The organism is Agromyces arachidis, assembly GCF_052805135.1.
In genome coordinates this window covers 62465-89021 of the sequence record NZ_JBRBDK010000004.1, presented here as the reverse complement: position 1 = coordinate 89021, position 26557 = coordinate 62465, and the positions used below count along the sequence as shown (strand labels likewise).

Here is a 26557-nt window from a genome sequence, read left to right as displayed (position 1 = left end):
CGGCGTGTCAGGCTCCGTCGCTCCCGACGGCCGAACGGAACGCGCGCAGCCGAAGGCTGTTGCCGACCACGAACACGCTCGAGAAGGCCATCGCGGCCCCGGCGAGCATCGGGTTCAGCAGGCCCAGCGCCGCGAGCGGGATCGCCGCGACGTTGTACGCGAACGCCCAGAACAGGTTTCCCTTGATGACGCGCAGCGTGCGTCGTGACAGCCGGATCGCGTCGACCGCGGCAAGCAGGTCGCCGCGCACGAGCGTCAGGTCGGCCGCCTCGATGGCGACGTCGCTGCCGGTGCCCATGGCGATGCCGAGGTCGGCCTGCGCGAGCGCCGCGGCGTCGTTGACGCCGTCGCCCACCATCGCGACCGTGCGGCCCTCGCCCTGCAGGCGCGAGACCACGGCCACCTTGTCGGCCGGCAGCACCTGGGCGATCACGCGGTCGATGCCGACCTCGGCGGCGACCTGGCGCGCCACGGTCTCGTTGTCGCCCGTCAGCAGGATCGGCTCGAGACCCAGCCCTCGCAGACGCGCGACCGCATCGGCGCTCGTGGGCTTGATGGCGTCGGCGACCGTGAGCGCGCCGCGCACGACGCCGTCCCACGCGACGACGACGGCGGTGCGGCCTCCGCCCTCCGCCTCGGCGACGGATGCCGCGACGCGGGCGTCGGGCTCGATCGACCACTCGGCGAGCAACGCGGGCCGGCCGGCGAGCACGAGGTGCCCGTCGACGACGCCGTGCACGCCGAGTCCGGGCCGGTTCTCGAAGGACTCCGGCGCGGGCAGGGCGCCCACCCGCGCGGCTGCGCCGTCGGCGATGGCCTTCGCGATCGGGTGCTCCGAGGCGTGCTCGAGCGCGCCCGCGAGGCGCAGCAGCTCGGCCTCGTCGACGCCGTCGGCCGGGTGCACGCTCGCGAGTGACATCCGCCCGCTCGTGACCGTGCCCGTCTTGTCGAGCACGATCGTGTCGGCGCGACGCGTGGACTCGAGGACCTCCGGGCCCTTGATGAGCACGCCGAGCTGGGCGCCGCGACCGGTGCCGACGAGCAGTGCCGTCGGGGTGGCGAGGCCGAGCGCGCAGGGGCACGCGATGATGAGCACCGCGACCGCGGCCGTGAAGGCCGCCGCGATCGGGAACCCGCCGCCGATCCAGGCGCCGAGCGTGCCGACGGCGATGAGGATCACGATCGGGACGAACACGCTCGCGACCCGGTCGGCGAGGCGCTGCACCTCGGCCTTGCCGGCCTGGGCGTCCTCGACGAGCCGCGCCATCTGCGCGAGCTGCGTGTCGGCGCCGACTCGCGTGGCGCGGACGACCAGCCGCCCGCCCGCATTGACGGTCGCGCCGACGACGGCGTCGCCGGCCTCGACCTCCACGGGCACCGACTCGCCGGTGACGAGCGAGGCGTCGACGGCGCTCCGGCCGTCGACGACGACGCCGTCGGTGGCGATCTTCTCGCCCGGGCGGACGACGAACTCGTCGCCGACTGCGAGCTCCTCGACCGGGACGCGGGTCTCGACGCCGCCCCGCAGCACCGCGACGTCCTTCGCGCCGAGCTCGAGCAGGGCTCGGAGCGCCGCACCGGCGGCGCGCTTGGAGCGCTTCTCGAGGTACCGGCCGAGCAGGATGAACATCGTGACGCCCGCGGCGACCTCGAGGTAGAGGTTGGCCGCACCGTCGCTCGGGGCGACGGTCAGCTCGAAGGCGTGCACCATGCCGGGCTCGCCCGCGGTGCCGAGGAACAGCGCGTAGAGCGACCAGAGGAACGCCGACGTCACGCCGAGCGAGACGAGGGTGTCCATCGTGGCGGCGCCGTGCCGCAGGTTGACGAGCGCCGCGCGGTGGAAGGGCCAGGCCGCCCACGTGACCACCGGCGCGGCGAGCGCCAGCGACGCCCACTGCCAGTACGTGAACTGCAGGGCCGGGATCATCGAGATGAGGATGACCGGCACCGAGAGCACGAGCGACGCGATGAGCCGGGTGCGCAGGGAGCGCAGCTCGACGTCGGCGCGCGACTCGGCGGGCGTGCCGCCGTCACCGGCGCCCGATGCCCCCGGGCCGGCGGGCGGTGCCGGCACCGTCGCGCGGTACCCGGCCGCCTCGACCGCGGCGATGAGCTCGGCCTGGTCGACGCCCTCGGGGGCGGCGACGCGCGCCTTCTCGGTCGCGTAGTTCACGGTGGCGCTCACGCCGTCGAGCTTGTTCAGCTTCTTCTCGATGCGCATGGCGCACGACGCGCAGGTCATGCCGCCGATCTCGAGCTCGACGACGCGCTCGGGCGAGGTGGTGACGTCCGTCATCAGTGGCCCTCCCCGTGCGCGGCGCCCTCGTGGTCGTGCGAAGCGCCGGCTGCGGCATCCGTCGACCCGGCCGTCGCAGTCAGCACGAAGGGCACCGAGCGCACGACCCCGTCGAGCTGCAGGTCGAGGTAGAGCAGGTAGCGGCCGGCCGTGGGCGCGGTCGCCATGAAGGAGATCTCCGGGCCGGGCTCGGTGACGCCGCCGGGCTCGCCCATCGGGTGCACGTGGAGGTAGGCGAGGTCGCCCTGGCGCAGCGCCACGAGGTGGCCGTAGGCACCGAGGTACGGCTCGAGCGTCGTGACGGGCTCGCCGTCGCGGGTCACCGTGAAGGTGAGGTCCCTCTCGCCGCCCGCGACGAGCCCGCCGTCGAGTTCGACGGTGATGCCGTCGACGGTGTTCGAGGTGACGTCGGCGGTGCGCGCGCCGGGGACGAAGTCGCCCGCGACATCGACCGTGCTCGTGAGCGTGACGGTCTCGCCGTGCTCGCTCGGGGCGAAGTCGGCGAAGACGCGGTAGGTGCCCGCGGCGTCGAAGGCGAACGGGACGGCCCAGCCGCCCTCGCCGTCGGTCTCGGGGTGCACGTGACGGAAGTTCGCGCCGTCGGTGCGCACCACGATGAGGTGGAGCGCCTTGTCGTGCGAGATCTCGTACTCGGTGACGGGCTCGCCCGAGGCGTCCGTCAGCCGGAAGGCGATCTCGCCGTCGGCGCCGGCCGCGGCCGGCGCGGTCAGGTCGGTCAGGGTGTAGCCGGAGTGCGAGACCGTGAGGCCGCGCACGTCGTCGGCGGATGCCGCGGCGCCGGCGTGAGCGCCGAGGCCGGGTTCGGTGGTGTCCATGTGATCGTCCTCGTTCGAGGTCCATGCGGCCGAGGCGTCGGCCGGGATGACGAGCGGGGCCGCGACGAGCGCGGCGGTGAAGACCGCCGCCGCACCCGCCGCGAAGAGCCCCAGCCTGGTCGCCGCGTTCATGTCGGACCGTCCGGTCAGACGCGCACGGCGGAGTAGCCGGCCTCCTCGACCGCGGCGATCACGCCGGCGTCGTCGAGTTCGGCCGGTGCGGTGATCGATAGGGTGCCGGCTGCGGCGGACACGGTGATGTCCGTCACTCCGGCGATCTGCTCGACCTCTTCGCGCACCGACAGCTCGCAGTGGCCGCAGGTCATTCCGGTCACCTGGTACTCGCGCTGCGTCATCTCGTTCTCCTCTGGTCGGATCGGGTTCGATGATACCCGGATGGGGTACCTGTACTGAACATAGTACCCCATGGGGGTATTCCCCGCTGGGCGTCGGCGCCACGGATGGGAGATGATCGAGCCGACCACGGGCTCGATGCCCGGGCACGCCCGTCGAGAGGACCGCCCCGTGAACCTGCTCATGATCATCGTCGGCGCAGTGCTCGCCGCCGCCGGAACCGTCTGGACGCTGCAGGGCATCGGGATCCTGCCCGGATCGGTGATGTCCGGGGTCACGATGTGGGCCGTCATCGGCCCGATCGTGGCCGTCCTCGGGATCGCCCTGCTGTGGGCGGGACTGGTCCGCCGCCGACGCTCGCGCTGAGCCCCGCGTCCGTCCCCGGCTGCGCGCAGCGAACGGCCCCGCGGGCAGCGCAACGGGGGCGGATGCCGGACCCGAAGTCCGTGGCATCCGCCCCCGTCGTGCCGGCGACGAGGCCAGGGCAGGCGTTCCCACCCCGTCGCAGCTGTTCCCGCCGGCCGCTCGCTCCCCCTGCGGCGAGCGGCCGGCGGAGCCTAGTGGCTCACCGCCTTCTCGGCACCGAGGCCGGTGAGCGACCGCACCTCCATCTCGGACTGCTTGATCGGGTCCTCGCGACGCTTGTCGAGCACGCTCACGATCCAGCCGAGGAGGAAGGCCAGCGGGATCGAGATGATGCCCGGGTTCGACAGCGGGAAGATCGCGAAGTCGATCGCCTCGGTCTTGAGCATCGACGTCTCCGAGCCCGACACCACGGGCGAGAACGCGATCAGCACGATCGCCGAGATGAGGCCGCCGTACATGCTCCAGAGGGCGCCGCGGGTCGTGAAGCCCTTCCAGAACAGCGAGTAGACGATCGTCGGCAGGTTCGCCGACGCGGCCACCGCGAAGGCGAGCGCCACGAGGAACGCGACGTTCTGCCCGTTCGCGCCGATGCCGCCGATGATCGCGACCACGCCGATGATGACCACCGTACGGCGCGCCACCTTCACCTCGGCGCCCGGCTCGGGCTTGCCCTTCTTCACGACCGACGCGTAGATGTCGTGCGCGAACGAGGCCGCCGCGGTGATCGTGAGGCCGGCGACGACCGCGAGGATCGTCGCGAACGCGACCGCCGAGATCAGTCCGAGCAGCAGCGGACCGCCGAGCGAGAACGCCAGGAGCGGTGCGGCAGAGTTCGGACCGCCCGGCGCCGCCGCGATGACCTCGGGGCCGACGAGGGCCGCCGCGCCGTAGCCGAGCACCAGCGTGAAGACGTAGAAGATGCCGATGAGCCAGATGGCCCAGACGACCGACTTGCGGGCCTCCTTCGCGGTCGGGACCGTGTAGAAGCGCATCAGGACGTGCGGCAGGGCGGCGGTGCCGAGCACGAGGGCCAGGCCGAGCGAGATGAAGTCGATCTTGCTGAGCTCGGAGACGCCGTACTTGAGGCCCGGGTCGAGGATCGCCGGGTTGCCCGTGGCCTCGACGGCGCGGTCGAGCAGGCCCGAGAAGTCGAAGCCGTTGAGGGCGAGCACCCAGACCGTCATCACGCCGGCGCCGGCGATGAGCAGCACGGCCTTGATGATCTGCACCCAGGTGGTGCCCTTCATGCCGCCGACGAGCACGTACAGGATCATCAGCGCGCCGACCACCGTGATCACGACGGCCTGGCCGACCTGGTCGCCGACGCCGAGCAGCAGCGACACCAGCCCGCCCGCCCCGGCCATCTGGGCCAGCAGGTAGAAGAAGCACACCACGAGCGTCGTGGTGGCCGCCGCGATGCGCACGGGGCGCTGCTTGAGGCGGAAGGACAGGACATCGGCCATCGTGAACTTGCCCGTGTTGCGGAGCAGCTCGGCCACGAGCAGCAGGGCGACGAGCCACGCGACGAGGAAGCCGATCGAGTAGAGGAACCCGTCGTAGCCGTTGATCGCGATGGCACCGACGATGCCGAGGAACGAGGCCGCCGACAGGTAGTCGCCCGCGATGGCGGAGCCGTTCTGGCCGCCCGTGAACGAGCGTCCGGCCGCGTAGTAGTCGGCGGCGGTCTTGTTGTTCCGGCTGGCGCGGAAGACGATCACCATGGTGATCGCGACGAACGCGCCGAAGATCGCGATGTTGAGCCAGGGCTCGCCGGGCGACGAGGCGGCGGCTTCGAATCGGAGCATCATCGGGCCACCCCCTCGTTGCGGTCGAGGAAGACGCCGGTCTCGATCTCCTCGCGGATGCGCTCCGCCTTCGGGTCGAGGTGCTTGTTGGCGAAGTGGACGTACCACATCGTCACGGCGAACGTGGTGACCACCTGTGCCAGGCCGAGGAGCATCGCCACGTTGATGCTCCCGAAGACGCGGGTCGACATGAAGTCGACCGCGTAGACGGCCAGCAGCACGTAGGCGAGGTACCAGACCAGGCACGCGGCGAGCACGGGGAAGACGAAGCTCCGGTGCGTCCGGCGGAGCTCCTGGAATTCTGGCGATTGCTGCACTGCGGGATAGTCGACGTGGCTCAGGTCGACGTCCGCGCTCAGGGCCTCGTTGCCCATGGCGTCTCTCCTTCGAGGGGGTGCGGCGGGGCCGTGGCCCGCGTCGCTGCGGTCGCGATTCGTCAATGCTGACCAAGCGGATGCCGCCGCGGGGGCGTCGACCGCTCGTCGTCGGTGAGCGGCACGAGCGGTGCGACGAACGGCGGGGCACGGCGACGAACGACGGCTAGTGTGACGTGCATGCCCGAGTCGATGCTGCTCGCCGCCGCCGTCGGCGTCGTCGCGGGCGCCCTGGCCGTCGGCGTCGTCGTGCTCCTGCGCCGCCTCGCCCTGCAGTCGAGGGAGCTGGGCACCGACGCCGAGCGCGCGACGTACGAGACGCTGCACCGGGCCTCCAGCGCGGCGAAGCACCTGCGCGGCGACATGACGGCGGCCGAGGCCGCGCGCGCCGCGAGGCACCTGCGGGCCATGCTCGGGGCCGACACGGTGGCGCTCGTGATGACCGGCGGGCCGGTCGCGGTCGACGGCGACGAGGCCCTGCTCCAGGCGGCCGCGCGGCTGGCGGCGGAGGTCGTCGACGCGGGACGGCCCGACGTCGTGCGACGGCTCGCGTCCCCGTCCGGCGAGACGGATGCCGCGGCCGCGCCGATCCGCGCGGGCGGTGAGGTGGCGGGGGCCGTGGTCGCCTTCGCGCCCCGGGTGCGCGCCGGCCTCGTGCGCGCCACGGGCGAGGTCGCGGAGTGGGTCGCGGCGCAGGTGGAGCTCGGCGAACTCGACGCCTCCCGGGCCGCGCTGGCCGAGCTCGAGGTGCGCGCGCTCCGCGCCCAGATCAGCCCGCACTTCATCTACAACTCGCTCAACGCGATCGCGTCGTTCATCAACACCGACCCGGCGAAGGCCCGCGACCTGGTGCTCGAGTTCGCCGACTTCACCCGGTACTCCTTCCGGCGCGCGGGCGATTTCACGACCGTCGCCGAGGAACTGCGCTCGATCGACTCGTACCTCAAACTCGAGCGGGCGCGGTTCGGGGAACGCCTGCGCGTGACCCTGCAGGTGGCGCCCGAGGTGCTCTCGACGGTGATCCCGTTCCTGTCGATGCAGCCGCTCGTCGAGAACGCGGTGCGTCACGGGCTCGAGGCCAAGGAGGGCGGCGGCCGGATCACGATCACGGCCCAGGATGCGGGCGCGTTCGCCGAGATCTCCGTCGAGGACGACGGCGTGGGCATCGACCCCGAGCGGCTCGCCGACGTGCTCGCGGGCGGCCCGCCCGGCGAGCACGTCGGACTGCGGAACGTCGACGCCCGGCTCCGGCAGGTCTACGGCGACGAGCACGGACTGGTCGTCGAGACGAACGTCGGCGCCGGCACGCTCGTGCGCATGCGGGTGCCGAAGTCGCAGCCCGGTCGCGCCGCGGCATCCGCCGAACCCGATGGGAGACTGGTGCCGTGATCTCGGTCCTCATCGCCGACGACGAGCAGCCCGCCGTGGACGAGCTCGCCTTCCTGCTCGGCCAGGATCCGCGGGTCGGCGTGATCCACCGGGCGACCTCCGGTTCCGAGGCCATCCGCATCCTCACGCGCGAGCGCGTCGACGCCGCCTTCCTCGACATCCACATGCCCGGACTCTCCGGCTTCGACCTGGCGCGAGCGCTCCAGCGCTTCGAGCACCGTCCGGCGTTCGTCTTCGTGACCGCCGACGAGGAGGGGGCGCTCGAGGCGTTCGACCTCGCCGCCGTCGACTACCTCCTCAAGCCCGTGCGCAGCGAGCGCCTGCAGCGCTCCGTGACCCGCGTGGTCGAGGCCATGGGCCAGGCGCAGGCGACGGATGCCGCACCCGCGCGTCCCGAGACGATCGCCGTCACCCTCGGCGGGACCACCCGGATGATCCGCCGCGATGACGTTCGGTACGTCCAGGCCCAGGGCGACTACGCCCGGCTGCACACCGACGAGGCGAGCTACCTCGTGCGCGTGCCCATGTCCGACCTCGAACGGCAGTGGGCCGACGCGGGCTTCGTCCGCGTCCATCGCTCCTACCTGGTCGCCCTCCCGCACGTCACCCGGGCACGGCTCAGCGGCGAGCGCCCGACGATCGCCGTGGGCCAGGCGGAGCTGCCGGTGAGCCGGCGCCTGCTGCCCGGACTGCGGGACCGGCTCGACCAGGCGACCCCGCGGGCCCGGCCGTGAGCGGTGACGGATCCGACGTCCCGCCGCCCCGGGTGCGCGTCACGGCGCCCCGGACCGGCGCGGCCGGACGCGCCCCGGGCGCGGGACGGGCGACCGCTCGCGGCGCGACGTCCGCTCGCGACGACCCGGGAGACGTGCGGGCGGTGTACGTGCGCTCCCTCATCCGATCGCAGCTTCGTCTCGCACTGATCTGCGCCGCGGGATTCGCGATCGCCACCGCCGTGTTCGCGACCGCCGTCGCCCTGGTGCCCGGGCTCGACGAGTCGTTCGTCGCCGGCGTGCCGGTCTCGTGGCTGCTCCTCGGCTTCGGCGTGTACCCGCTGGCGATCACCATCGGCGTCCTGTACGTGCGCACGGCCTCGCGCAACGAGGCGCGGTACCGCTCGCTCGCGGAGGAGACGTGAATCCCGCGATCGGCTACGCGGCGATCGTCGCGGTCGCGCTCGTCTCGGTGCTGATCGGGTTCTACGGGCTGCGCATCTCGCGCACGACGAGCGACTTCTACGTCGCCAGCCGGACCGTGCCGCCGTGGTGGAACGCCTCGGCGATCGGCGGCGAGTACCTGTCGGCGGCGTCGTTCCTCGGCATCGCCGGCCTCATCCTGCTCACGGGGACCAGCGCCATGTGGTTCCCGATCGGCTACACGGCCGGCTACCTGATGCTGCTGCTGTTCGTCGCAGCGCCACTGCGCCGCTCCGGCGCGTACACGATCCCCGACTTCACCGAGGCGCGACTGGAGTCGGCGGCGGTGCGACGCGTCACGAGCGTGCTGGTCGTCGTGATCGGCTGGCTGTACATCGTGCCGCAGCTCCAGGGTGCGGCGCTCACGGTGCGGATCACCACCGGGCTGCCGAGCTGGGTCGGCTCGCTCGCGGTCGCCGTGCTGGTCGCCGCCGTGGTCGCCGCCGGCGGCATGCGCGCCATCACGTTCGTGCAGGCGTTCCAGTTCTGGCTGAAGCTCGCGGCGATCGCGATCCCCGTGATCGCGCTCCTCCTGGTCACCGGCGCAGTCGAGCCGGAGCTGCCTCCGGCGCAGGCGTTCCCGGCCGCCGACGGTCCCGGCGGCCTCGACCTCTACCGCACCGGGTCGCTCATGGTGGCGCTGCTGCTCGGCACGCTCGGCCTGCCGCACGTGCTCGTGCGGTTCTACACGAACCCCGACGGCCCGGCCGCCCGGCGCACGACCGTCATCGTGCTCGTGCTGCTGTCGGTCTTCTACGCGTTCCCCACGCTGTTCGGGCTGTTCGGGCGCGCCTTCGCCCCCGACCTCGCCACCGCCGGCGACGCCGACGCCCTCGTGCTCGTGCTCCCCGACCGGCTCGTGCCCGGGCCATGGGGCGACCTGCTCACGGCGCTCGTGATCGGCGGCGCGTTCGCGGCGTTCCTGTCCACGTCGTCGGGGCTCGTGGTCTCGGTGGCCGGCGTGATCTCGCAGGACCTCCTCGGCGGCAGCGTGCGCGGTTTCCGGATCGCGGCGTTCGCCTCGACGGCGGTGCCGCTGCTCGTGGCGTTCCTCACGGAGCCCGTCGGCCTCGCGGGCAGCGTGGGGCTCGTCTTCGCGTTCACCGCCGCCACGCTCTGCCCGGTGCTGCTGCTCGGCATCTGGTGGCGCGGGCTGACGGCGCGCGGCGCGATCGCGGGCATGGCCACCGGCGCGGTCCTCTCGGGGGCCGCGATCCTGGCGGGCGCGGCCGGCACCGCGCCCTCCCCCGCGGTCCGTGCGCTCGTCGAGCAGCCGGCGGCGTGGACCGTCCCGGTCGCCGTGCTCGTGACCGTCGTCGTCTCGCGCGCCGATCGTCGGAGGGCGCCGCGGGGGGCGGACGCGTTCCTCGCCCGCCTCCACCTCCCGGAGCAGCATCCCGGAGCGTGAGCGCGGCCGGGATGCCGTCAGCCGGCGGCGACGCCCCGAGCCGACCGCTCGACCGGCCGGTCGCCCCACGCGGCGAGCCGCGCGAGGAGCCCGGCGCGCACCCCGGGCCACTCGTCGACGAGGATCGAGTACAGCGCCGTATCGCGCCACGTGCCGTCGGGTCGGCGGACGGCGCGACGGTGCACGCCCTCGAACGTCGCCCCGAGCTTCGCGATCGCCGCGCGCGAACGGGCGTTCACGGCATCGGCCTTGAGGACGACCCTGCCGAAGCCGTGGTCGAACGCGAGCCCGAGCATCAGCAGCTTGGCCTCGGGGTTCACCGCCGTGCCCCACACGCGCGGATCGAACCCCGTCCACCCGATCTCGGCGGACTCGTTCGCGAGGTCGAGTGCCCCGAGCTTCGACACGCCGACGACCGCGCCGTCATCCGGCCCGCCCCGCAGGCGCACCACGAACGGCAGGCCGTCCTCGGCGGGCGTGTACGAGCGCCGCACGAACGCGGCGAACGCGGCCGCGTCGGCGGGCAGGCCCGACGGGCCGCCCGAGAACCCGCCCGCGAAGACCTCCGGGCGACGGATGGCGACCTCGAGCTCGGGCACGTCGGCCTCGACGATCGGGGCGAGGACGACGAACCGGCCGGCGAGCGGCTCGTAGGGGGGACGCTCGGCGGGCATACGGCGAGTCTCCCATGCGGTCCGGTCCCGCGAGGACGCGACCGCCCTGCCCGCGGCGTCGCCGCCGGACGGGCGGGCCGGAGCGCTCAGTCGAGCAGGTCGTGCAGCTGCACGATCTCGTCGCGGCCGGGGCCGACGCCGATCGCCGAGAACCGGGCCCCCGACATCGCCTCGAGCTCGCGGACGTAGCTCTGCGCGTTGGCGGGCAGGTCGGAGAACTCGCGGGCACCCGAGATGTCCTCGGTCCACCCCGGGAACTCCTCGTACACGGGCTTGGCGTGGTGGAAGTCGGACTGCGAGACCGGCACCTCCTCCATGATCACGCCGTCGACGTCGTACGCGACGGCGACCGGGATGCGGTCGAGGCCCGTGAGCACGTCGAGCTTCGTGAGCACGAAGTCGGTCACGCCGTTGATGCGGGCGGTGTACCGGGCGATCGGCGCGTCGTACCATCCGGTGCGGCGGCGACGGCCGGTGGTCGTGCCGAACTCGTGGCCCTTGTCGGCGAGGAACTCGCCCGACTCGTCGAACAGCTCGGTCGGGAACGGTCCGGAGCCGACGCGGGTCGTGTACGCCTTGACGATGCCGATGACGCGGTCGATGCGGTTCGGCGCGACGCCCGAACCCGTGACCGCGCCGCCCGAGGTCGCGTTCGACGACGTGACGAACGGGTACGTGCCGTGGTCGACGTCGAGCATGGTCGCCTGGCCGCCCTCGAACAGCACGGTCTCGCCCGCCTCGAGCGCGCGGTGCAGGAGCAGCGACGTGTCGGTCACCATCGGCCGCAGCCGCTCGGTGTAGCCGAGCAGGTCGTCCACGACCTCGTCGACCCCGATCGCGCGCCGGTTGTAGACCTTGACGAGCAGGTGGTTCTTCTGGTCGAGCGCACCCTCGACCTTCTGGCGGAGGATGTTCTCGTCGAAGAGGTCCTGCATGCGGATGCCGACCCGGTTGATCTTGTCGGCGTAGCTCGGGCCGATGCCGCGCCCGGTCGTGCCGATCTGACGCTTGCCGAGGAACCGCTCGGTGACCTTGTCGAGCGTGCGGTGGTACTGGGTGATGACGTGGGCGTTCGCCGAGATGCGCAGCTTCGACGTGTCGACGCCGCGGGTCTCCAGCCCCTCGATCTCCTCGAAGAGCACCTCGATGTCGACGACGACGCCGTTCGAGATGACGGGGGTGACGCCCGGGGTGAGGATGCCGCTCGGGAGCAGGTGGAGCGCGTACTTCTCGTCGCCGACGACGACCGTATGCCCGGCGTTGTTGCCGCCGTTGAACTTGACGACGTAGTCGAGGCGCGAGGCGAGCAGGTCGGTCGCCTTGCCCTTGCCCTCGTCACCCCACTGCGCGCCGATCAGTACGACTGCGGGCATGTCAGTCCTCTCCTGCCGCGTCGGCGGCGGTCGGTTCGGCGACGGGGTCGCCGGTGCGGGCCTCGGTGTCGACGGCCGGCGCGAACAGCGCGGCCGAGGCACCGACGACGGTGATGACCTGGGTGGGGGTGAACTCCGACGCGATGCGCGCGGGCGCCTCGGCGTCGGCGGCTTCGAGGTCGGACGCGGCGCGGTCGGCGCGGTCGGCGAGCCCGAGTCGCGCGGCCGCGCGACGCTCGGCGTCGAGCGCGCGGTGGTAGGCGCGGTTGGGCTCCTCCGACCAGCGGACGGGGTCGCCGGCGCGCCATCCGCTCGCCTGCAGCTGCGCACGGGCGAGGTCGACCGCGACGACGGCGTACGCGAACGCGTCGAGCGCGCGACCCTCCGAGTCGGCGAGGTCCGCCAGTTCGGCCCAGGCGAGCGGCGAGCCAGGGTGCTCGGTCACGACTCCCGCGACATCCGCGCGGTCGGCTCCGGTCAGCGCCTGCCTGACCTCGGGTTCGTCGGCGAGCACCGCCTCGGCCTCCGGTGGGGTCTGTTCCTGAGTCACACTCAACCGTAACGCATGGGGTTTCCGCGGCACGGGAGCGCGATGGTGCGACCGCGGGACGGCACGTCAGCGTGCGACGACCGGCTCGACGGCGGCGAGCGCCGGACCGAGCCCGAGGTCGACGAGCACGATCCGTCCGGCGTACGCGGCACCCGGGGGCTGCAGCAGCCCCGCCTTCACCGCGCCCATGGTCACGGTGACGTCGGCGCGCAGCACGGTCGGGTCGGGCACGCTGCCGTCATCGGGCGAGATGCCGCTCGGCACGTCGACGGCGACCACGAGCGGATGCCGCGGGGCGCCGTCGTCGCCTTCGACCCACTTCGGCCCGAACAGACCGAGGACGCGGGAGACCACGTCGCGGCTCCGACCGCGCAGCGCAGGGTTCGCGGCGGCGCCGATACCGAGGATGCCGTCGACGATGACGTCGGCGAGGCGCACGACCCGGTCGAACTCCTCCGGGTCGGCGTGGGGGTCGAGGGCGGTCGCGCCGGCCGCCCGGGCGGCTTCGGCGCCCTCCTCGTGCAGGCTCGAGCCGGTCGCGACGATCCGCACGTCGGCGCCGCGCTCGGCGAGGCGGGCCGCCGCGAACAGCGCATCGCCGCCGTTGTCGCCCGACCCGGCGAGGACCACGACGGTCGGCCCGGCTGCGGCATCCGGTGCCTGCGACGCCTCGGGGAGGTTGAGGATCCGGGCGATCTCCTCGCCGAGCGCGGCGGACGCGCGCTGCATGAGCGGCTCCCCCGCCTCGAGCAGCGGGCGCTCGGCCGCGCGGACCTGCTCGGACGTGTACCCCTCCTGCGGAGACGGCGCGTCCCGTCCCGATACCTCGGCGCTCACGTCTCGACCCTACGCCGCGGCAACCGCTCGCCCCGTTGCTTTTCTCAGGAGCCGAGGGCCGGAACGCGCCCGTTCTAAGGAAGACACGCCCACGAATGCGGCGACTCGCCGAAATCCTCCTGAGAAGGGAAATGCGTGAGGGGCCGGGCCCGAAGGCCCGACCCCTCACGGTCGATGGTTCAGCGCGTCACTTGACGACGTTGAAGGCGTTGACGTTGCCGGCTCCGTAGAAGCCGTTGCGGTCGCCGCCCGTGCACGTCGCGGGCCAGCCGGGACGCGGCTCGTAGACGCCGTCCGGGCACTCGAGCGCGGTCGCGGTGCGCTCGAGGTAGGAAGCGAGCTGGCCGACCTTCAGGTCGGGGTGCGCCGAGAGCGCGAGCGCCGCGACGCCGGCCGCGTGCGGGCCGGCCATCGAGGTGCCCTGCTTCCAGCCCCAGCCGTCGCCGTTCTTCGCGCTCCAGGTGGTGGACAGGATCGCGTCGGTGATGGTCGACGACGCGCCGCCGGTGCGGAAGCGCGTGTCGCCGCCGGGGGCGGTGACGTCGACGACGCCCTGGCCGTACGACGAGTAGTAGCTCTTCTGCTCGGTGGGGCCGACGGCCGAGACGGTCACCACGCCAGGCGCCTCAGCGGGGAGGTCGCGGCATGCGCCGTTGATGGTGCGGTCCTCGACGGGGAAGCTGCCGTCGTTGGGGCTGCCGTCGTCGATGAACTTGTGCTGCAGGTCGACGTTGCTGTTGCCCGCCGACGCGACCGTCAGCGTGCCCTTCGACTGCGAGTAGCTGATCGCGCGCTGCACGGCCAGCCAGACCGGGCGCTGCCGCTCGTCGTTCACGCAGTTGAACTCCCACGGGTCGATGTAATAGCTGTTGTTCGTGATCGGCATGCCGTGGTCGGCGGCCCACAGGAACCCGCAGATCGCGGCCTCGGGGTAGATGTAGCCGTCGTCGTTCACGACCTTGACCGAGGCGACCTTCACGCCCGGCGCGACGCCGGCGATGCCGACGCCGTTGATCGCCGCCGCGATGGTGCCGGCGACGTGCGTGCCGTGGTCGGAGGTCGTCGGGTTCCAGGCCGCCACGCTCGTGTCGGCGACCCCGCCGATGCACGACGCGCTCTGGTCGAACGCGATCTGCGACGCGAGGTCGGGGTGAGTCGACGAGATGCCCGAGTCGAGCACGCCGACCACGACGGAGGAGTCACCGGTCGTCACGGCGTGCGCTTCGGGCACGTCGATCTGCTCCATGTCCCACTGGGAGTTCCAGTAGGGCTCGCCGGTCGGGTCGCCCGCCGCGTCGAGGTCGGACTCGTCGAGCGCGGCGACGGTCTCGTCCTCGATCAGCTCGGTGCCGAGTCCGTCGGTCGAGGCGACCGACTGCACGCCGGCGCCCCGGACCGCGGTCTCGAACGCGGTGTTCGTCGACGACGCGACGAGCACGCCGATCTGGTCGTAGCTGGCGACGACGGTGCCGCCGGCCGCCGCGACGCGTGCCGCCGCGGCCTTCGTGTTCGCGCCCTGGGGCGCGAGCACGAGGTAGGTGCTCTCGGGGCCGGCCGCGACGGCGGGCACGGCGGCTGCCGTCCCGACCAGTCCCACGGCCAGGGCGACGGCGGATGCCGCGCCGATCACCTTGTGGTTCCTCATCCTGTCTCCGTTTTCGAGAGGGTGGAGTTCCGCCGATCGGGTCGGCCGGCGGACCCGGCTCGTCCAGTGGTTGCGACGCGGCGGCGACGATGGCGCCACGCGACCGGTGAGGGCGAGCCTACCCACGTCCTCCCCCATTCGGGGGACCTTCCGCGGCGGGCGCGCGGCGGGTCGGCGAGTCGTCATGCGAACGCGAGGGATCCACGGCTCCCGTAGGCTGGAGGCCATGTCGAAGGTCCTCACCTCCCTGCCCGCCGGCGAGCGCGTCGGCATCGCCTTCTCGGGAGGTCTCGACACCTCCGTGGCGGTCGCGTGGATGCGTGAGAAGGGCGCCGTCCCCTGCACCTACACCGCCGACCTCGGCCAGCCCGACGAGCCCGACGTCGAGGCCGTCCCGGGCCGCGCGCTCGAGTACGGCGCCGAGATCAGCCGGCTGGTCGACGTGAAGACCGCACTCGTCGAGGAGGGGCTGGTCGCGCTGCAGTGCGGCGCGTTCCACATCCGCTCCGGCGGCAAGACCTACTTCAACACGACGCCCCTCGGCCGCGCGGTGACGGGCACGCTGCTCGTGCGCGCCATGATGGAGGACGACGTCGACATCTGGGGCGACGGCTCCACCTACAAGGGCAACGACATCGAGCGGTTCTACCGCTACGGCCTGCTCGCGAACCCGCGCCTGCGCATCTACAAGCCGTGGCTCGACAGCGCGTTCGTGACCGAGCTCGGCGGCCGCACCGAGATGAGCCAGTGGATGCAGGCGCGCGACCTGCCCTACCGGGCCTCGGTCGAGAAGGCCTACAGCACGGATGCCAACATCTGGGGCGCCACGCACGAGGCGAAGAAGCTCGAGGACCTCGACGCCGGCATGACGCTCGTGGAGCCCATCATGGGCGTGCGCTTCTGGGACGAGTCGGTCGCGATCGAGGCCGAGGACGTCACGGTCCGCTTCGTCGAGGGCCGCCCGGTCGCGCTGAACGGCGTCGAGTTCGACGACCCGGTCGAGCTGGTGCTCGAGGCGAACCGCATCGGCGGTCGCCACGGCCTCGGCATGAGCGACCAGATCGAGAACCGGATCATCGAGGCGAAGTCCCGCGGCATCTACGAGGCGCCCGGGATGGCGCTGCTGCACATCGCCTACGAGCGCCTGCTGAACGCGATCCACAACGAGGACACCGTCGCGAGCTACCACAACGAGGGGCGCCGCCTCGGCCGCCTCATGTACGAGGGCCGCTGGCTCGACCCGCAGTCGCTCATGCTTCGCGAGTCGATCGTGAAGTGGGTGGCCTCCGCCGTGACCGGGGAGGTGACGCTGCGCCTGCGCCGCGGCGACGACTACACCATCCTGAACACCGCGGGCCCGGCCCTCAGCTACCACCCCGACAAGCTCTCCATGGAGCGCGTCGGCGACCAGGCGTTCGGCCCCGAGGATCGCATCGGCCAGCTCACCATGCGCAACCTCGACATCGCCGACTCTCGCGCCCGCCTCGAGCAGTACGCCGAGCTCGGCATCGTGGGCGGCGCGACGGCCGAGCTCGTCGGCGAGATCGCCTCCGGCCAGGCCGCGCAGATCCTCGCGGGCGAGGCCGAGACCGACCTCGATGCCGCGACGGATGCCGCGAACGAGGCCGCCGCGTTCGACCTCGGCACCGACTGACCGGACTCCGGTACCTCGATCGGCCCCTGCACCGCACGGTGCGGGGGCCGACGTCGTCCGTGCGCGCGAGCGCTGGCGCCGCTGTCGCGATGCTGGACGCCGGCTGTGCATCCCGCTCGATCTTGCACACGCGTGTGCACCTTATGCGTACGATGTCCCCATGCCCCACACCGCCGACGCCGAACGCCGCGGCCCGCGCAGGGACGCGGTCGAGAACCGCGAATCCCTCCTCGCCGCCGCCGCGCTCGCCCTCGCCGACTCGCCCGACACGACGCTCGAGGCCATCGCCGCAGCGGCCGGCCTCAGCCGCCGTGCCGTCTACGGCCACTTCGCGAACCGCGACGAGCTGATCGCCGCCCTGCTCGAGCGCGGCGCCCAGCGCCTGGTCGCGGTCGCGGGCAGCACCGATCACCCCCACCCGCCCACCGCGATCGCCCTCCTCGGAGCCCGGCTCTGGGCCGCCGTCGAGCAGGTCCGCCTGCTCGCCGGCATCGCCCTCCGGGCGCCGTACGTCGACCGGGCCGCCGCGGCCCTCGCCCCGGTGCGGGCGCGCCTGCGCGACCTGGTCGAGCGCGGCGCCGCGGACGGGACGGTCCGGCGCGACATCCGCCCCGACGTGCTCGCGCGGCTGATCGAGGACGCCGCCATCGCCGTGCTCGGCGAGGCCACCCGGCGCGACCTGTCCGACAGCGAGGGCCGGCGCCTCGTCATCCTGGCCGTGCTCGGCGCGGCGGGACTCTCGTGGAGCGAGGCGGGCGCGCTCGTCGCATCCGAGCCCGAACTCGCCGAGCCGCGATGAGGATCGAGCTCGACGGCGTCTCGAAGGGCCGCCGGGGCCGGGCCCTGCCCGCCACCGACCTGTCGTTCCAGACCGGCCGAGTCGCGCTCGCCACCGTCGAGACCGCGCAGCGGCCCACCGTGCTCGGGCTGCTCGCGTCCGGACGGATGCGACCCGACACCGGCTCGGTGCGCATCGACGGGCGAGCGGATGCCGCCGCCATCCGCCGGCGGGTCGCCCTCGTCGATGCGCCCGGCGTCTCGGAACCGGCACCCGACGTGACCGTGGCGGGCGTGGTCGCCGAGGAGCTCATGTTCGCCGGCGCCCCGTCCCATCCCCGCGCCGTCGGCCGCCGACTCGAGGGCCTCGGCCTCGCCGCGCTCGCCCGGACGCCCATCGGCACGCTCGACCCCGAGCCGCGCCTGCGGCTGCTGACCGAGCTCGCGATCCTTCGCGACGGGGTCGAGGGGGTCGTGATCGTCTCGCCCGACCGGCACGGCGGGGTTCCCGACGAGTGGTGGCACGCGGCGCGGCGCCTCGCCGAGCGCGGCTTCGCCGTGCTCGTCATCGCGGGCGATGCATCCGCCGCGGCGATCGCCGCCGCCCACCTGCTCGACCGTCTCCGGGGCGACGACGACGCCGCGGACCACGACCACCCGCTCGCCCTGGCGGGAGGAGGACTCGCATGAAGATCCCCAGCATGATCGCCGCCGAGCTCCGGCGACTCACCTCGACCCGCATGTCCGCGCTGGCGCTGCTCGCCCTGCTCGCCGTGCCCGTGCTCTACGGAGGTCTCTACCTCTGGGCGAACCAAGACCCGTACGCCCGGTTCCCCGACGTGCCGGTCGCCCTGGTGGTGCAGGACGAGGGCACGCCGTCCGACGGCGACCACGAGGCGCGCAACATCGGCGACGAGCTCGCCGACCGCCTCGTCGCCGACGGGGCGTTCGACTGGCACCGCGTCCCCGCCGCCGACGCCGAGGACGGCCTCGACGACGGGACCTACGACTTCGCCATCACGCTCCCCGCCGATTTCTCCGACGCGCTCGAGTCGGTCGGCACCGACTCGCCGCGCCAGGCGCGCATCACGCTCTCGACCAACGACGCCAACAGCTACCTCGCGGGCACCATCGGGGCGCAGGCCGTCGAACGGATCCGCGCCGCCGTCGCCGAGGAGGTCGACCGCGAGGCCGCGGCCCTCCTCCTCGAGTCGATCAGCGAGATCCGAGCGGGCATCGTCGAGGCCGCCGACGGGGCGGGACGACTCGCCGACGGCGCCGGGGAGGCCGGCGACGGAGCGGCCCGGCTCGAGGACGGCGCCCGCGACCTGGCCGACGGCTCGTCGCGCCTGGCGGACGGCGCCGTACGCCTCGCCGACGGCTCGGCCGAGCTCGCCGGCGGCGCCGCACAGGTCGCCGACGGGAACGCCGCCCTCGCCGCCTCCGCCGACCGCGTGGGCGCGGCGGCCGACGATGCCGCCTCCGCCCTCCCCGAAGCGCGGCAGGCGATCGCCGACGAGCTCGCCGCCGCCGGCGTGGAACCGGCCGTCATCGACGCCGCCCTCGCACGCCTCGATCCGCTCGGCACGCGGGTCGACGCCGAGAACGCCCGGGTGCAGGAGGTGGTCGGCCAGATCGACCGGCTCGCCGACGGCAGCCGTCGGGTCGCCGACGGCAGCGCCGACCTCGCCGTCGGGGCGGCATCGGCCGCCGACGGCGCGGCACGCGTGGCCGACGGCGCCGCGTTGCTTCGCGACGGGTCGGGCGAACTCGGCGCGGGCCTCGGCCGACTGGAGGCCGGCGCCGGCGAACTCCGCGACGGCCTCGCCGACGGCGCCGCCGAGATCCCCGATTCGGACCGCGCCACGCGCGAGGCCCAGGCCGACGCGATCGCCGATCCGATCGCGCTCGACTCCGAGTCGCTCGCGCACGCCGGCAGCTACGGCGCCGGCCTCGCCCCCTTCTTCGCGGCCCTCGCCGGCTGGATCGGCATCTACGCCCTGTTCCTCGTGGTCCGCCCGGTGTCGCGTCGCGCGGTGACCGCGCTGCACTCGCCCCTCCGGGTCACGCTGGCCGGATGGCTCACGCCCGGCCTGCTCGGCGCGGTGCAGATGACCGCGCTGTTCACCGTGCTCTCGGTGACGCTCGGCTTCCCGATGAGCCATCCGCTCGCCACCGTCGGCGTGATGGTGCTCGCGTCGGCGACGTTCGCGGCGATCATCCTCGCGCTGAACGTCTGGCTCGGTTCGGTGGGCCAGTTCGTCGGCCTGGTGCTGATGGTGCTCCAGCTGGTCACCGCGGGCGGGACCTTCCCGTGGCAGACGCTGCCCGCACCGCTGGCCGCCCTGCACCAGGTGCTCCCGATGGGCTACGCGGTCGATGCCATGCGCCAGGTGATGTACGGCGGCGGAATCGCCCGCACCGGCGCCGACGCCCTCGTGCTCGTGGCGTGGCTCGCGATGGCGCTCACCGCCGCGGCGATCGGGGTCACGCGGATGACGCACTTCCGGACCCTTCGCGACCTGCAGCCCAGCCTCATCGGCTGAGCCCGGCGGCGGGCGTCGGCTCCGGCTACGCCGGGGTCTGCTGGTGGGCGGCGACGTGCCAGGCGCCGTCGTCGTAGAGGTAGGTCGTCGACATCCGCAGGTTCGCGACCTCGTCGCCGCGCCGGGTGACGGCGCGGTAGGCGAGGATGCCGGCGTGGTCGCCGAGTCGCACGACCGCGGGCTCGTGGATCTCGTACGACTCCCACGGCGGCGTGCCGGCGAAGGCCCGCATCACGTCGTCGCGGCCGAGCACGGCGCCCTCGACGATCATCACCCCGTCGCGGGTCATCGCGCGGGCGTAGTGCGCGCCGCCGTGCCCGGCGATGATGGCGCGCCATCCGGCGTGCTCCTCGTGCAGCAGGCGGGCGGGCAGATCGTCGGTGATCTCGGTCATGCGGCCACGCTAGCGGAGCCGTCGCACGGAATCACGCACGACGAGGGTCGGACGCAGGGTGACCGACCGCGGCGCCATCGTCACGTCGGCCAGCCGCGACAGGAGGAGCTCTGCCGCGGTCCGGCCGATGAGGTCGACGGGCTGCCGCACGGCGGTGAGCCGGGGCGAGAAGAACTCCGCCCACGGGAAGTCGTCGAAGCACCCCAGGCTGAGGTCGTCGGGCACCGTCACGCCCAGGCGCTGCAACGCGCCCATCGTCTCGATGAGGGTCTGGTTGTTCCCGGCGATCAGGGCCGTCGGCGCGGGCTCGACCGCGAGGAGCTCCCCGAGCGCGACCTCCGGCGGAACGCCGTCGAAGGAGCCCTCGAGCCGCGGGTCGTGCTCGATGCCGGCCCGTTCGAGGCCGAGGCGGTACCCCTCGAGCCGGCGCGTGCTCGTCGTCAGTCCCGCGAGCGGGGAGACGTACGCGATCCGGCGGTGCCCGAGCCCGGCGACGTGCCCGACGAGCTCGGCCATGGACTCGACGTTCTCGACCGCGACCGAGTCGATGCCATCGACCTCCTCCGTCGTCCGGTCGACGAGCACGACCGGCACACGCTGGCGCTGGAGCAGGTGGAGCGTGCGCTCGGGGTGGGCGCTCGGGGCCAGGATCACGCCGTCGGGCCGATGCGCGAGCAGGTCCCGCGTCACCTTCAGCTCCCGGTCGGTCTCGTCGTGGGTGTCGCTGAGGAGCAGGGTGAACCCCGACTCGGTCACCTCGCGCTCGATCGCGTGCACGACCTCCGCGAAGTAGGGATTCGAGATCGCCGAGATCGCGAGCCCGATGGTGCCGGTCCGGCCGGTGCGCAGCGATCGCGCGACCCGGTCGCTGACGTACCCCGTCTGCTCGAGGGCGTCGAGCACCGCGCGCTCCGTCTCCGGCGCGATCCGCCGCGTCTTGTTGAGGACGTGCGAGACCGTGCTCTGCGAGACGCCGGCGAGCCGCGCCACCTCGCTCATCGTCACCACGTGTTCACCCTGCCATGAAGTCCGATGACGGCAGCTCCACGACTCGGTCGGCACGGTCGCGCACGCGCTCGATCTCGCGCGCGTTCGCCTCGTCGCTCTCGTGCGCGAAGCGCTCGGCCTCCGCGGCGGACATGCCGTGCTCGCGGTGCCGGGCGATGAGGCGGCGGAGGCGCACGTCGTCCGGGATCGTCAGCTACCAGACCTCGTCGAGCAGGTCGGCGACCGAGCGCCATCCCGGGCGATCCGACAGCAGGTAGTTGCCCTCGACGAGGATGGCGCGGTGCGACGGCTCGATCGGGATGGCGGCCGCGACCGGATCCTCGAGCCCCCGGCGGTAGTCGGGCGCGAAGACGGTCCGATCGGCCTGGCGGCGGAGTCGCTCGAGCATGACGACGAACCCGTCGACGTCGAAGGTGTCGGGCGCTCCCCTCCGCCGGGCCAGGTCGGTGCCCGCGATCACGTCCGAGGCGAGGTGGAAGCCGTCCATCGGCAGGACCACGGCGCCCGTGACCGCCGCCTGCACGCGCCTCGCCAGCGTGGACTTGCCGACGCCGGGCGGGCCGCAGATGCCGACCATCACGCGCCCCCGGGCGTCCGCGAGGGCGTCGAGGTGCGCGGCCAGGTCCGCGATCACCGCCGCATCGGCCGCCTCCGACGGCCGACCGGCCGAGCCGCCCGGACCCTCCGGACGGCTCGGGCCGTCCGGAGGGTCCGGTGCGTCGGGGGTGGTGCTCGCGTTCATGACGTCGATGCGCCCGTCATGATCGCGACGGCGTCGGTCATCGAGTGCGACTCCGGCGTGATGGTCGCCGCGCGCTTGCCGAGGCGCTGGATGTGGATGCGGTCGGCCACCTCGAAGACGTGCGGCATGTTGTGCGAGATGAGGATCACCGGGATCCCCTGGTCGCGCAGCCGGTGCACGAGCTCGAGCACCTGGGCCGACTCGCGCACGCCGAGTGCCGCGGTCGGCTCGTCCAGCACCACGACCTTCGATCCGAAGGCCGCGGCCCGTGCGACCGCCACCGCCTGGCGCTGGCCGCCGGAGAGGTTCTCGACCGCCACGGTGACATCCTGCAACGTCGAGATGCCCAGCGTCGAGAGGTGCTGCTTCGCCTGCTCGCGCATGCCCTTCGCGTCCACGACGCGGAAGACCGATCCGAGCACGCCCTTCTTGCGCAGTTCGCGTCCGAGGAACAGGTTCGATGCCACGTCGAGGGCGGGCGAGACGGCCAGGTTCTGGTAGACCGTCTCGATGCCCGCCGCGCGCGCGTCCTGGGGGCGCTTGAAGTGCACCTCCTTGCCGTCGAGGAACAGTTGCCCCTCGTCGGGGACGTACGCGCCGGTGAGGCACTTGATCAGCGTCGACTTGCCGGCGCCGTTGTCGCCGATCACGGCGAGGACCTCGCCGGGGTACAGCTCGAGGCTCACGCCGTCGAGGCCGACGACCCGGCCGAAGGTCTTCACGAGGCGGCGGGCGCGGAGGATCGGCGTGCGCTCTTCGGTTGGGGTGTTCACGATCGTACCTTTCGGATCCACTGGTCGACGGAGACGGCCACGATGATCAGGACGCCGACCGCGAAGGTCTGCCAGAGCACGTCGAGGCCGGCGAGGGCGAGGCCGTTACGGAACATGCCCACGATCAGGGCGCCGAGCAGGGTGCCCCAGACGGTGCCGCGACCGCCGAAGAGGCTGGTCCCGCCGATGACGACCGCCGTGATCGAGTCGAGGTTGAGCTCGAACCCCGCATTCGGGGAGGCGGCGTTCGTGCGCCCGATCTGGATCCACGCGCCGAGCGCCAGGATGCCTCCGGCCGCGATGTAGACGCTCATGAGCAGCCGGTTGACCCGGATGCCCGCGAGTCGCGCGGACTCGGGGTCGTCGCCCACGGCGTACACGTGCCGCCCCCACGCGGTCTTGTGGAGGATCAGCGCGACGACGACGTAGAGGAGGAGCATCATGACCACGCCGATCGTGAAGTTGACGCCTCCGATCGAGAAGGTGGTGCCCATCGCGGTCAGCAGCTCGGGCATCTCGCCGCCCCGGATCGTCGCGCCGCCGGAGTACAGCAGGGTGAGCGCCGTGAAGATGCTCAGCGTGCCCAGGGTCACGATGAACGGCGGCAGTCCCAGTCGCGTGACCAGGAAGCCGTTCAGGGCTCCCGCACCGAGGCCGACCCCGAGTCCGAGGAGGAGGGCGAGCACGGCGGGCACGCCGAGCTGGGCCGACGTCTGCGCCATCACCATCGAACTCAGCACCATGATCGCGCCGACGGAGAGGTCGATGCCGGCCGTCAGGATGATCAGGGTCTGGGCGACGGCGAGGGTGCCGACGACGGCGACCTGCTGCGTGATCAGCGACAGGTTCGCGGGATTCAGGAATCGATCGTTCAGCAGGCCGAAGACGATCGCCGCGAGGACGAGCACCACCGCCGGGCTGATCGCCGGGTAGCGGTGGAGCACGTTTCGGATGCGGCTGAGCGGGGTCGATCGGTCGAGGAACTCCTCGGCCAGGTCGAGTGAGGATGTCGTCGGCGGTCCGGACTGGGTCTCGTTCATGTCAGGTCTCCTATGGAAGGTGGGGCGATGCGGCCGGCGCCGGGCGCCTGGCTCCACGCGGTGCTCGTCGCCGAGCCGCATCGCCCCACGTCGAGGGTGGGGTTCTCAGCCCCAGCAGATCTCGCCGGCCTCTTCGGTGGTGATGGATTCGACGCCGTCCTGCGGTTCGTCGGTGACGAGCGCCACGCCCGTGTCGAAGAAGTCGAGGCCCTCGGAGACGGTCGGGGCCTCTCCGGTCTCGACGAGCTCGACGATCGCGTCGACGCCCTCCTCGGCCATCTTCACGGGGTACTGCTGGCTGGTCGCCCCGATCACGCCGTCCGCGACGTAGCCGACTCCGGCGCACCCGCCGTCCACGGAGACGACGATGAGGTCGTCGGTCGCGCCGGCGGCGCGGAAGGCCTCGTACGCGCCGTAGGCGGCGGGCTCGTTGATCGTGTAGACGACGTTGATGTCGGGGTTCTTCGCGAGAAGCGTCTCGGCGGCGGTGCGGCCGCCGTCCTCGGCGCCCTGCGACGCCTCGTTGCCGACGATCTCGTACTCGCCGCCGGAGTAGCTGCCGGTCTTCTCCTCGTCGCCGTTGACCTTGGGGTCGCCGAGCTCGATGCCCATGCCGTCGAGGAAGCCCTGGTTGCGGTTGTAGTCGACCGACACGACCCGGTCGTCGAACGCGTTGATGAGCGCGATCGTCGCCTTCTCCCCGCCGAGCTTCGCGGCGGTCCAGCGGCCGATCTCCTGGCCGGCGAGGAAGTTGTCGGTCGCGAACGTGATGTCGGCGGCCTCCTCGTTCTCGGGCGGCGTGTCGAGGGCGATCACGTAGAGCCCGGCGTCGCGCGCCTTGACGAGCGCGTCCTCGACGCTCGGTCCGCTCGGGGTGATGAGGATGCCGGCGTCGCCCCTCGAGATGGCGTTCTCGATCGCCTGGATCTGCGAGTCCTCATCGCCGTCCTCGCGACCGGCCGCGAGCGTGAGCTCGACGCCCTGCTCGGCGGCGGCCGCCTCGGCGCCCTCCTGCATGGCGATGAAGAACGGGTTGCTGGTGGTCTTGACGATCAGCGAGACGCCGATGGTCTCGCCGTCGCCGCCCGAGCCGCCGGACCCGGACCCGGAGCCGCCCGAGCATCCGGCGAGCGCCAGCACGGCGGCGGCGGCGATGGAAACGGAAGTGATGAGCCGGCGTCGGAGCCGGCCGGACGTGGTCTGATTCATCGTCGAATCTCCTCTGCGGTGTCGAGCGTCCTCGCTCAGCCCCCATGGTGCAATTGCGCATACGATTGCGCAATCGCATCGCGAAATCGTATGCGCATAGCCCGGCCGAGGGCTGAGGTTTCCTCGGCCGGCGAGAGCCGGGCGCGGCGCCCGTAGCCCGGGCGGAGCGACGGCTCGGCGTCCACGGATCCCAGCGAATACGCGGGTGGGCGCGGCATCCTGCCGTGATGGGCCGTCGGCGCGATGCCACGGATGCCGCGGCATCCGTCGACGAGAAGGCGTGCGCGTCGTGCGGGCGGCGTATCGAGTGGCGTGCGAAGTGGTCGCGGGACTGGGCGGCGGTCCGCTACTGCAGCGACGCGTGCCGGGCGCGCGGCATCCGACCGGTCGACCGCGAGCTCGAGGCGGGCATCCGCACGCTGCTCGACCGCCGCGCCGCGACGGCGACGATCTGCCCCTCAGAGGCGGCCCGCCTGGTGGGCGGCGACGACGGATGGCGCGAGCTGATGGAACCCGCGCGCCGCGCCGCGCGCCGGCTCGTGGCATCCGGCGAGGTCGAGATCACCCAGTCGGGCCGCGTGGTGGACCCGTCGACCGCGAAGGGACCGATCCGCATCCGTCGCGCGCGCGGCTGAGGGGCGTCAGTCGGCCGCGGGCGGCGTCGATCCCGAAGCCGGGGGCGTGGCCCACTGCCCGCGGGTCGGCGTGGGGCGGGTGCGCGAGAGCGCGCCGGGCTGCATGCGCAGGTGCTCCTCGGCGGCGCGGAACACGATCCGGTCGGCCTCCGCCTCGTCGATGAGGCCGATCGCGTGGTGCTGCACCGCGACGCCGTCGACGAGCGCGGTGAGCATGCGGGCGTCGGCGGCTGGGTCGTCGCTCGTCGCCTCGCCGGCCTCGACGACCCGCTGGATCACGGCGGCGAGGTGCCGGTCGGAGTCCCGGTGGTGGCGGGTGAGGGCCGCATGCAGCTCGGGGTTGCGGGGCGCCTCGCTCCAGGCGTCGATCCAGACGAGGTAGTGGCCGCGGGGCGTCGTGGACAGCCAGTCGGCGAGCGCGGCGACGGGCTCCAGCTGCCCCTCGATACCCTCGTCCTCGCGGAGCTCGGCGAGGACGGCCGTGTCGAAGGCCGCGGCGACCAGCTGCTCGCGCGTCGCGAAGTAGTGGCGGATGAGGCCGTGGACGACGCCGACCTCCGCGGCGACGTCGCGCAGCGTCACGCGGGCGAAGCCGTCGCGGGCGACGAGCCGCAGCGTCGCCGCGAGGATCTGCTCGCGTCGCTCGGCGGGGTCGAGACGGGTGGCCACCCGCTCA

General features: G+C 73.0%; 28 protein-coding genes. 10 read left to right on the top strand and 18 right to left on the bottom strand.

Annotation, left to right across the window (positions count from 1 at the left end; translation table 11 throughout):
- Window positions 1-7: 7 nt before the first annotated feature.
- From ACUY4T_RS07105 to ACUY4T_RS07095, 3 genes are read right to left on the bottom strand one after another with little or no spacing between them, the layout of a single operon-like run.
- A complete protein-coding gene (locus ACUY4T_RS07105) occupies window positions 8-2296 on the bottom strand; it encodes a heavy metal translocating P-type ATPase (RefSeq protein WP_446018225.1) in 2289 nt (762 codons plus the stop codon).
- Window positions 2296-3264: a DUF8832 domain-containing protein gene (locus ACUY4T_RS07100; protein WP_446018224.1), complete on the bottom strand. Its 969-nt coding sequence runs from the start codon at window positions 3262-3264 to the stop codon at window positions 2296-2298. Before ACUY4T_RS07100 ends, ACUY4T_RS07105 begins: the two co-directional genes overlap by 1 nt.
- Window positions 3265-3278: 14 nt before the next feature.
- Window positions 3279-3488 carry a heavy-metal-associated domain-containing protein gene (locus ACUY4T_RS07095; RefSeq protein ID WP_446018223.1) on the bottom strand — a complete coding sequence of 70 codons (210 nt, stop codon included), beginning with the start codon at window positions 3486-3488 and terminating at the stop codon, window positions 3279-3281.
- Window positions 3489-3600: 112 nt separating this feature from the next.
- Between ACUY4T_RS07095 and ACUY4T_RS07090 the strand changes: the two genes are divergently transcribed.
- Complete coding sequence (locus ACUY4T_RS07090; protein ID WP_446018222.1) at window positions 3601-3852, top strand: hypothetical protein; 252 nt, start codon at window positions 3601-3603, stop codon at window positions 3850-3852.
- A gap of 191 nt (window positions 3853-4043) precedes the next feature.
- Here the strand turns inward: ACUY4T_RS07090 and ACUY4T_RS07085 are convergent, their stop codons facing one another.
- Together ACUY4T_RS07085 and ACUY4T_RS07080 are read right to left on the bottom strand one after the other, a co-directional pair.
- On the bottom strand, window positions 4044-5660 hold the full coding sequence (locus ACUY4T_RS07085; RefSeq protein WP_446018221.1) for a monocarboxylic acid transporter: 1617 nt from the start codon (window positions 5658-5660) through the stop codon (window positions 4044-4046).
- Window positions 5657-6031: a DUF485 domain-containing protein gene (locus ACUY4T_RS07080; RefSeq protein WP_446018220.1), complete on the bottom strand. Its 375-nt coding sequence runs from the start codon at window positions 6029-6031 to the stop codon at window positions 5657-5659. Before ACUY4T_RS07080 ends, ACUY4T_RS07085 begins: the two co-directional genes overlap by 4 nt.
- Before the next feature lie 180 nt (window positions 6032-6211).
- Between ACUY4T_RS07080 and ACUY4T_RS07075 the strand changes: the two genes are divergently transcribed.
- From ACUY4T_RS07075 to ACUY4T_RS07060, 4 genes are read left to right on the top strand one after another with little or no spacing between them, the layout of a single operon-like run.
- Complete coding sequence (locus ACUY4T_RS07075; RefSeq protein ID WP_446018219.1) at window positions 6212-7420, top strand: sensor histidine kinase; 1209 nt, start codon at window positions 6212-6214, stop codon at window positions 7418-7420.
- Window positions 7417-8154 carry a LytR/AlgR family response regulator transcription factor gene (locus ACUY4T_RS07070; protein WP_446018218.1) on the top strand — a complete coding sequence of 246 codons (738 nt, stop codon included), beginning with the start codon at window positions 7417-7419 and terminating at the stop codon, window positions 8152-8154. Before ACUY4T_RS07075 ends, ACUY4T_RS07070 begins: the two co-directional genes overlap by 4 nt.
- The gene (locus ACUY4T_RS07065; protein WP_446018217.1) at window positions 8151-8558 is read left to right on the top strand and encodes a hypothetical protein; all 408 of its coding nucleotides are present in this window, start codon (window positions 8151-8153) and stop codon (window positions 8556-8558) included. Before ACUY4T_RS07070 ends, ACUY4T_RS07065 begins: the two co-directional genes overlap by 4 nt.
- Window positions 8555-10024, top strand: a complete 1470-nt coding sequence (locus ACUY4T_RS07060) for a sodium/solute symporter (protein ID WP_446018216.1) — start codon at window positions 8555-8557, stop codon at window positions 10022-10024. Before ACUY4T_RS07065 ends, ACUY4T_RS07060 begins: the two co-directional genes overlap by 4 nt.
- Before the next feature lie 17 nt (window positions 10025-10041).
- Here the strand turns inward: ACUY4T_RS07060 and ACUY4T_RS07055 are convergent, their stop codons facing one another.
- From ACUY4T_RS07055 to ACUY4T_RS07035, 5 genes are all read right to left on the bottom strand, one after another.
- Complete coding sequence (locus tag ACUY4T_RS07055) at window positions 10042-10698, bottom strand: GNAT family N-acetyltransferase (RefSeq protein ID WP_446018215.1); 657 nt, start codon at window positions 10696-10698, stop codon at window positions 10042-10044.
- Between the two features lie 86 nt (window positions 10699-10784).
- A complete protein-coding gene (locus ACUY4T_RS07050) occupies window positions 10785-12071 on the bottom strand; it encodes an adenylosuccinate synthase (protein ID WP_446018214.1) in 1287 nt (428 codons plus the stop codon).
- A gap of 1 nt (window position 12072) precedes the next feature.
- Window positions 12073-12621, bottom strand: coding sequence for a DUF3151 family protein (locus ACUY4T_RS07045; protein WP_446018213.1), 549 nt, complete (start codon window positions 12619-12621; stop codon window positions 12073-12075).
- A gap of 66 nt (window positions 12622-12687) precedes the next feature.
- Complete coding sequence (locus tag ACUY4T_RS07040; protein WP_446018212.1) at window positions 12688-13458, bottom strand: NAD(P)H-hydrate epimerase; 771 nt, start codon at window positions 13456-13458, stop codon at window positions 12688-12690.
- Between the two features lie 187 nt (window positions 13459-13645).
- Entirely contained in the window at window positions 13646-15103 is a 1458-nt protein-coding gene (locus tag ACUY4T_RS07035; RefSeq protein ID WP_446018211.1) for a S8 family peptidase, read from the bottom strand.
- A 226-nt stretch (window positions 15104-15329) separates the two neighbouring features.
- Between ACUY4T_RS07035 and argG the strand changes: the two genes are divergently transcribed.
- The 4 genes from argG to ACUY4T_RS07015 all read left to right on the top strand — a co-directional run bounded on the left by argG (window position 15330) and on the right by ACUY4T_RS07015 (window position 20080).
- On the top strand, window positions 15330-16757 hold the full coding sequence (argG, locus tag ACUY4T_RS07030; protein ID WP_446018210.1) for an argininosuccinate synthase: 1428 nt from the start codon (window positions 15330-15332) through the stop codon (window positions 16755-16757).
- Between the two features lie 160 nt (window positions 16758-16917).
- Window positions 16918-17556 (top strand): TetR/AcrR family transcriptional regulator, encoded by a 639-nt coding sequence (locus ACUY4T_RS07025; protein ID WP_446018209.1) that lies wholly within the window; start codon window positions 16918-16920, stop codon window positions 17554-17556.
- Complete coding sequence (locus ACUY4T_RS07020; protein ID WP_446018208.1) at window positions 17553-18224, top strand: hypothetical protein; 672 nt, start codon at window positions 17553-17555, stop codon at window positions 18222-18224. The genes ACUY4T_RS07025 and ACUY4T_RS07020 overlap by 4 nt, the downstream gene beginning before the upstream one ends.
- A complete protein-coding gene (locus ACUY4T_RS07015) occupies window positions 18221-20080 on the top strand; it encodes a YhgE/Pip family protein (protein WP_446018207.1) in 1860 nt (619 codons plus the stop codon). Before ACUY4T_RS07020 ends, ACUY4T_RS07015 begins: the two co-directional genes overlap by 4 nt.
- 25 nt (window positions 20081-20105) lie before the next feature.
- Here ACUY4T_RS07015 and ACUY4T_RS07010 read toward each other — a convergent pair whose 3' ends face one another.
- The 7 genes from ACUY4T_RS07010 to ACUY4T_RS06980 form a co-directional block, all read right to left on the bottom strand.
- A complete protein-coding gene (locus ACUY4T_RS07010; RefSeq protein WP_446018206.1) occupies window positions 20106-20474 on the bottom strand; it encodes a nuclear transport factor 2 family protein in 369 nt (122 codons plus the stop codon).
- 9 nt (window positions 20475-20483) lie between these two features.
- A complete protein-coding gene (locus ACUY4T_RS07005) occupies window positions 20484-21473 on the bottom strand; it encodes a LacI family DNA-binding transcriptional regulator (RefSeq protein ID WP_446018414.1) in 990 nt (329 codons plus the stop codon).
- Between the two features lie 13 nt (window positions 21474-21486).
- Window positions 21487-21657 carry a nucleoside/nucleotide kinase family protein gene (locus ACUY4T_RS07000; RefSeq protein ID WP_446018205.1) on the bottom strand — a complete coding sequence of 57 codons (171 nt, stop codon included), beginning with the start codon at window positions 21655-21657 and terminating at the stop codon, window positions 21487-21489.
- Window positions 21658-21675: 18 nt separating this feature from the next.
- Entirely contained in the window at window positions 21676-22224 is a 549-nt protein-coding gene (locus tag ACUY4T_RS06995) for a nucleoside/nucleotide kinase family protein (RefSeq protein WP_446018204.1), read from the bottom strand.
- Complete coding sequence (locus tag ACUY4T_RS06990; RefSeq protein ID WP_446018203.1) at window positions 22221-22997, bottom strand: ATP-binding cassette domain-containing protein; 777 nt, start codon at window positions 22995-22997, stop codon at window positions 22221-22223. The genes ACUY4T_RS06995 and ACUY4T_RS06990 overlap by 4 nt, the downstream gene beginning before the upstream one ends.
- Window positions 22994-24037: an ABC transporter permease gene (locus ACUY4T_RS06985; RefSeq protein WP_446018202.1), complete on the bottom strand. Its 1044-nt coding sequence runs from the start codon at window positions 24035-24037 to the stop codon at window positions 22994-22996. The genes ACUY4T_RS06990 and ACUY4T_RS06985 overlap by 4 nt, the downstream gene beginning before the upstream one ends.
- 105 nt (window positions 24038-24142) lie before the next feature.
- The gene (locus ACUY4T_RS06980; RefSeq protein WP_446018201.1) at window positions 24143-25246 is read right to left on the bottom strand and encodes a substrate-binding domain-containing protein; all 1104 of its coding nucleotides are present in this window, start codon (window positions 25244-25246) and stop codon (window positions 24143-24145) included.
- A gap of 227 nt (window positions 25247-25473) precedes the next feature.
- Between ACUY4T_RS06980 and ACUY4T_RS06975 the strand changes: the two genes are divergently transcribed.
- On the top strand, window positions 25474-25881 hold the full coding sequence (locus ACUY4T_RS06975; protein ID WP_446018200.1) for a DUF3253 domain-containing protein: 408 nt from the start codon (window positions 25474-25476) through the stop codon (window positions 25879-25881).
- 6 nt (window positions 25882-25887) lie between these two features.
- Here the strand turns inward: ACUY4T_RS06975 and ACUY4T_RS06970 are convergent, their stop codons facing one another.
- A complete protein-coding gene (locus tag ACUY4T_RS06970) occupies window positions 25888-26550 on the bottom strand; it encodes a TetR/AcrR family transcriptional regulator (RefSeq protein WP_446018199.1) in 663 nt (220 codons plus the stop codon).
- Window positions 26551-26557: the final 7 nt, after the last annotated feature.

Excerpts from the sequence above, each read along its gene's own strand:
- ACUY4T_RS07105 (WP_446018225.1), bottom strand. The coding sequence starts at position 2,296 with ATGACGGACGTCACCACCTCGCCCGAGCGCGTCGTCGAGCTCGAGATC.
- ACUY4T_RS07100 (WP_446018224.1), bottom strand. The coding sequence starts at position 3,264 with ATGAACGCGGCGACCAGGCTGGGGCTCTTCGCGGCGGGTGCGGCGGCG.
- ACUY4T_RS07095 (WP_446018223.1), bottom strand. The coding sequence starts at position 3,488 with ATGACGCAGCGCGAGTACCAGGTGACCGGAATGACCTGCGGCCACTGC.
- ACUY4T_RS07090 (WP_446018222.1), top strand. The coding sequence starts at position 3,601 with ATGATCGAGCCGACCACGGGCTCGATGCCCGGGCACGCCCGTCGAGAG.
- ACUY4T_RS07085 (WP_446018221.1), bottom strand. The coding sequence starts at position 5,660 with ATGATGCTCCGATTCGAAGCCGCCGCCTCGTCGCCCGGCGAGCCCTGG.
- ACUY4T_RS07080 (WP_446018220.1), bottom strand. The coding sequence starts at position 6,031 with ATGGGCAACGAGGCCCTGAGCGCGGACGTCGACCTGAGCCACGTCGAC.
- ACUY4T_RS07075 (WP_446018219.1), top strand. The coding sequence starts at position 6,212 with ATGCCCGAGTCGATGCTGCTCGCCGCCGCCGTCGGCGTCGTCGCGGGC.
- ACUY4T_RS07055 (WP_446018215.1), bottom strand. The coding sequence starts at position 10,698 with ATGCCCGCCGAGCGTCCCCCCTACGAGCCGCTCGCCGGCCGGTTCGTC.
- ACUY4T_RS07050 (WP_446018214.1), bottom strand. The coding sequence starts at position 12,071 with ATGCCCGCAGTCGTACTGATCGGCGCGCAGTGGGGTGACGAGGGCAAG.
- ACUY4T_RS07035 (WP_446018211.1), bottom strand. The coding sequence starts at position 15,103 with ATGAGGAACCACAAGGTGATCGGCGCGGCATCCGCCGTCGCCCTGGCC.
- argG (WP_446018210.1), top strand. The coding sequence starts at position 15,330 with ATGTCGAAGGTCCTCACCTCCCTGCCCGCCGGCGAGCGCGTCGGCATC.
- ACUY4T_RS07025 (WP_446018209.1), top strand. The coding sequence starts at position 16,918 with ATGCCCCACACCGCCGACGCCGAACGCCGCGGCCCGCGCAGGGACGCG.
- ACUY4T_RS07020 (WP_446018208.1), top strand. The coding sequence starts at position 17,553 with ATGAGGATCGAGCTCGACGGCGTCTCGAAGGGCCGCCGGGGCCGGGCC.
- ACUY4T_RS07015 (WP_446018207.1), top strand. The coding sequence starts at position 18,221 with ATGAAGATCCCCAGCATGATCGCCGCCGAGCTCCGGCGACTCACCTCG.
- ACUY4T_RS07010 (WP_446018206.1), bottom strand. The coding sequence starts at position 20,474 with ATGACCGAGATCACCGACGATCTGCCCGCCCGCCTGCTGCACGAGGAG.
- ACUY4T_RS07005 (WP_446018414.1), bottom strand. The coding sequence starts at position 21,473 with ATGAGCGAGGTGGCGCGGCTCGCCGGCGTCTCGCAGAGCACGGTCTCG.
- ACUY4T_RS06995 (WP_446018204.1), bottom strand. The coding sequence starts at position 22,224 with ATGAACGCGAGCACCACCCCCGACGCACCGGACCCTCCGGACGGCCCG.
- ACUY4T_RS06985 (WP_446018202.1), bottom strand. The coding sequence starts at position 24,037 with ATGAACGAGACCCAGTCCGGACCGCCGACGACATCCTCACTCGACCTG.
- ACUY4T_RS06980 (WP_446018201.1), bottom strand. The coding sequence starts at position 25,246 with ATGAATCAGACCACGTCCGGCCGGCTCCGACGCCGGCTCATCACTTCC.
- ACUY4T_RS06975 (WP_446018200.1), top strand. The coding sequence starts at position 25,474 with ATGGGCCGTCGGCGCGATGCCACGGATGCCGCGGCATCCGTCGACGAG.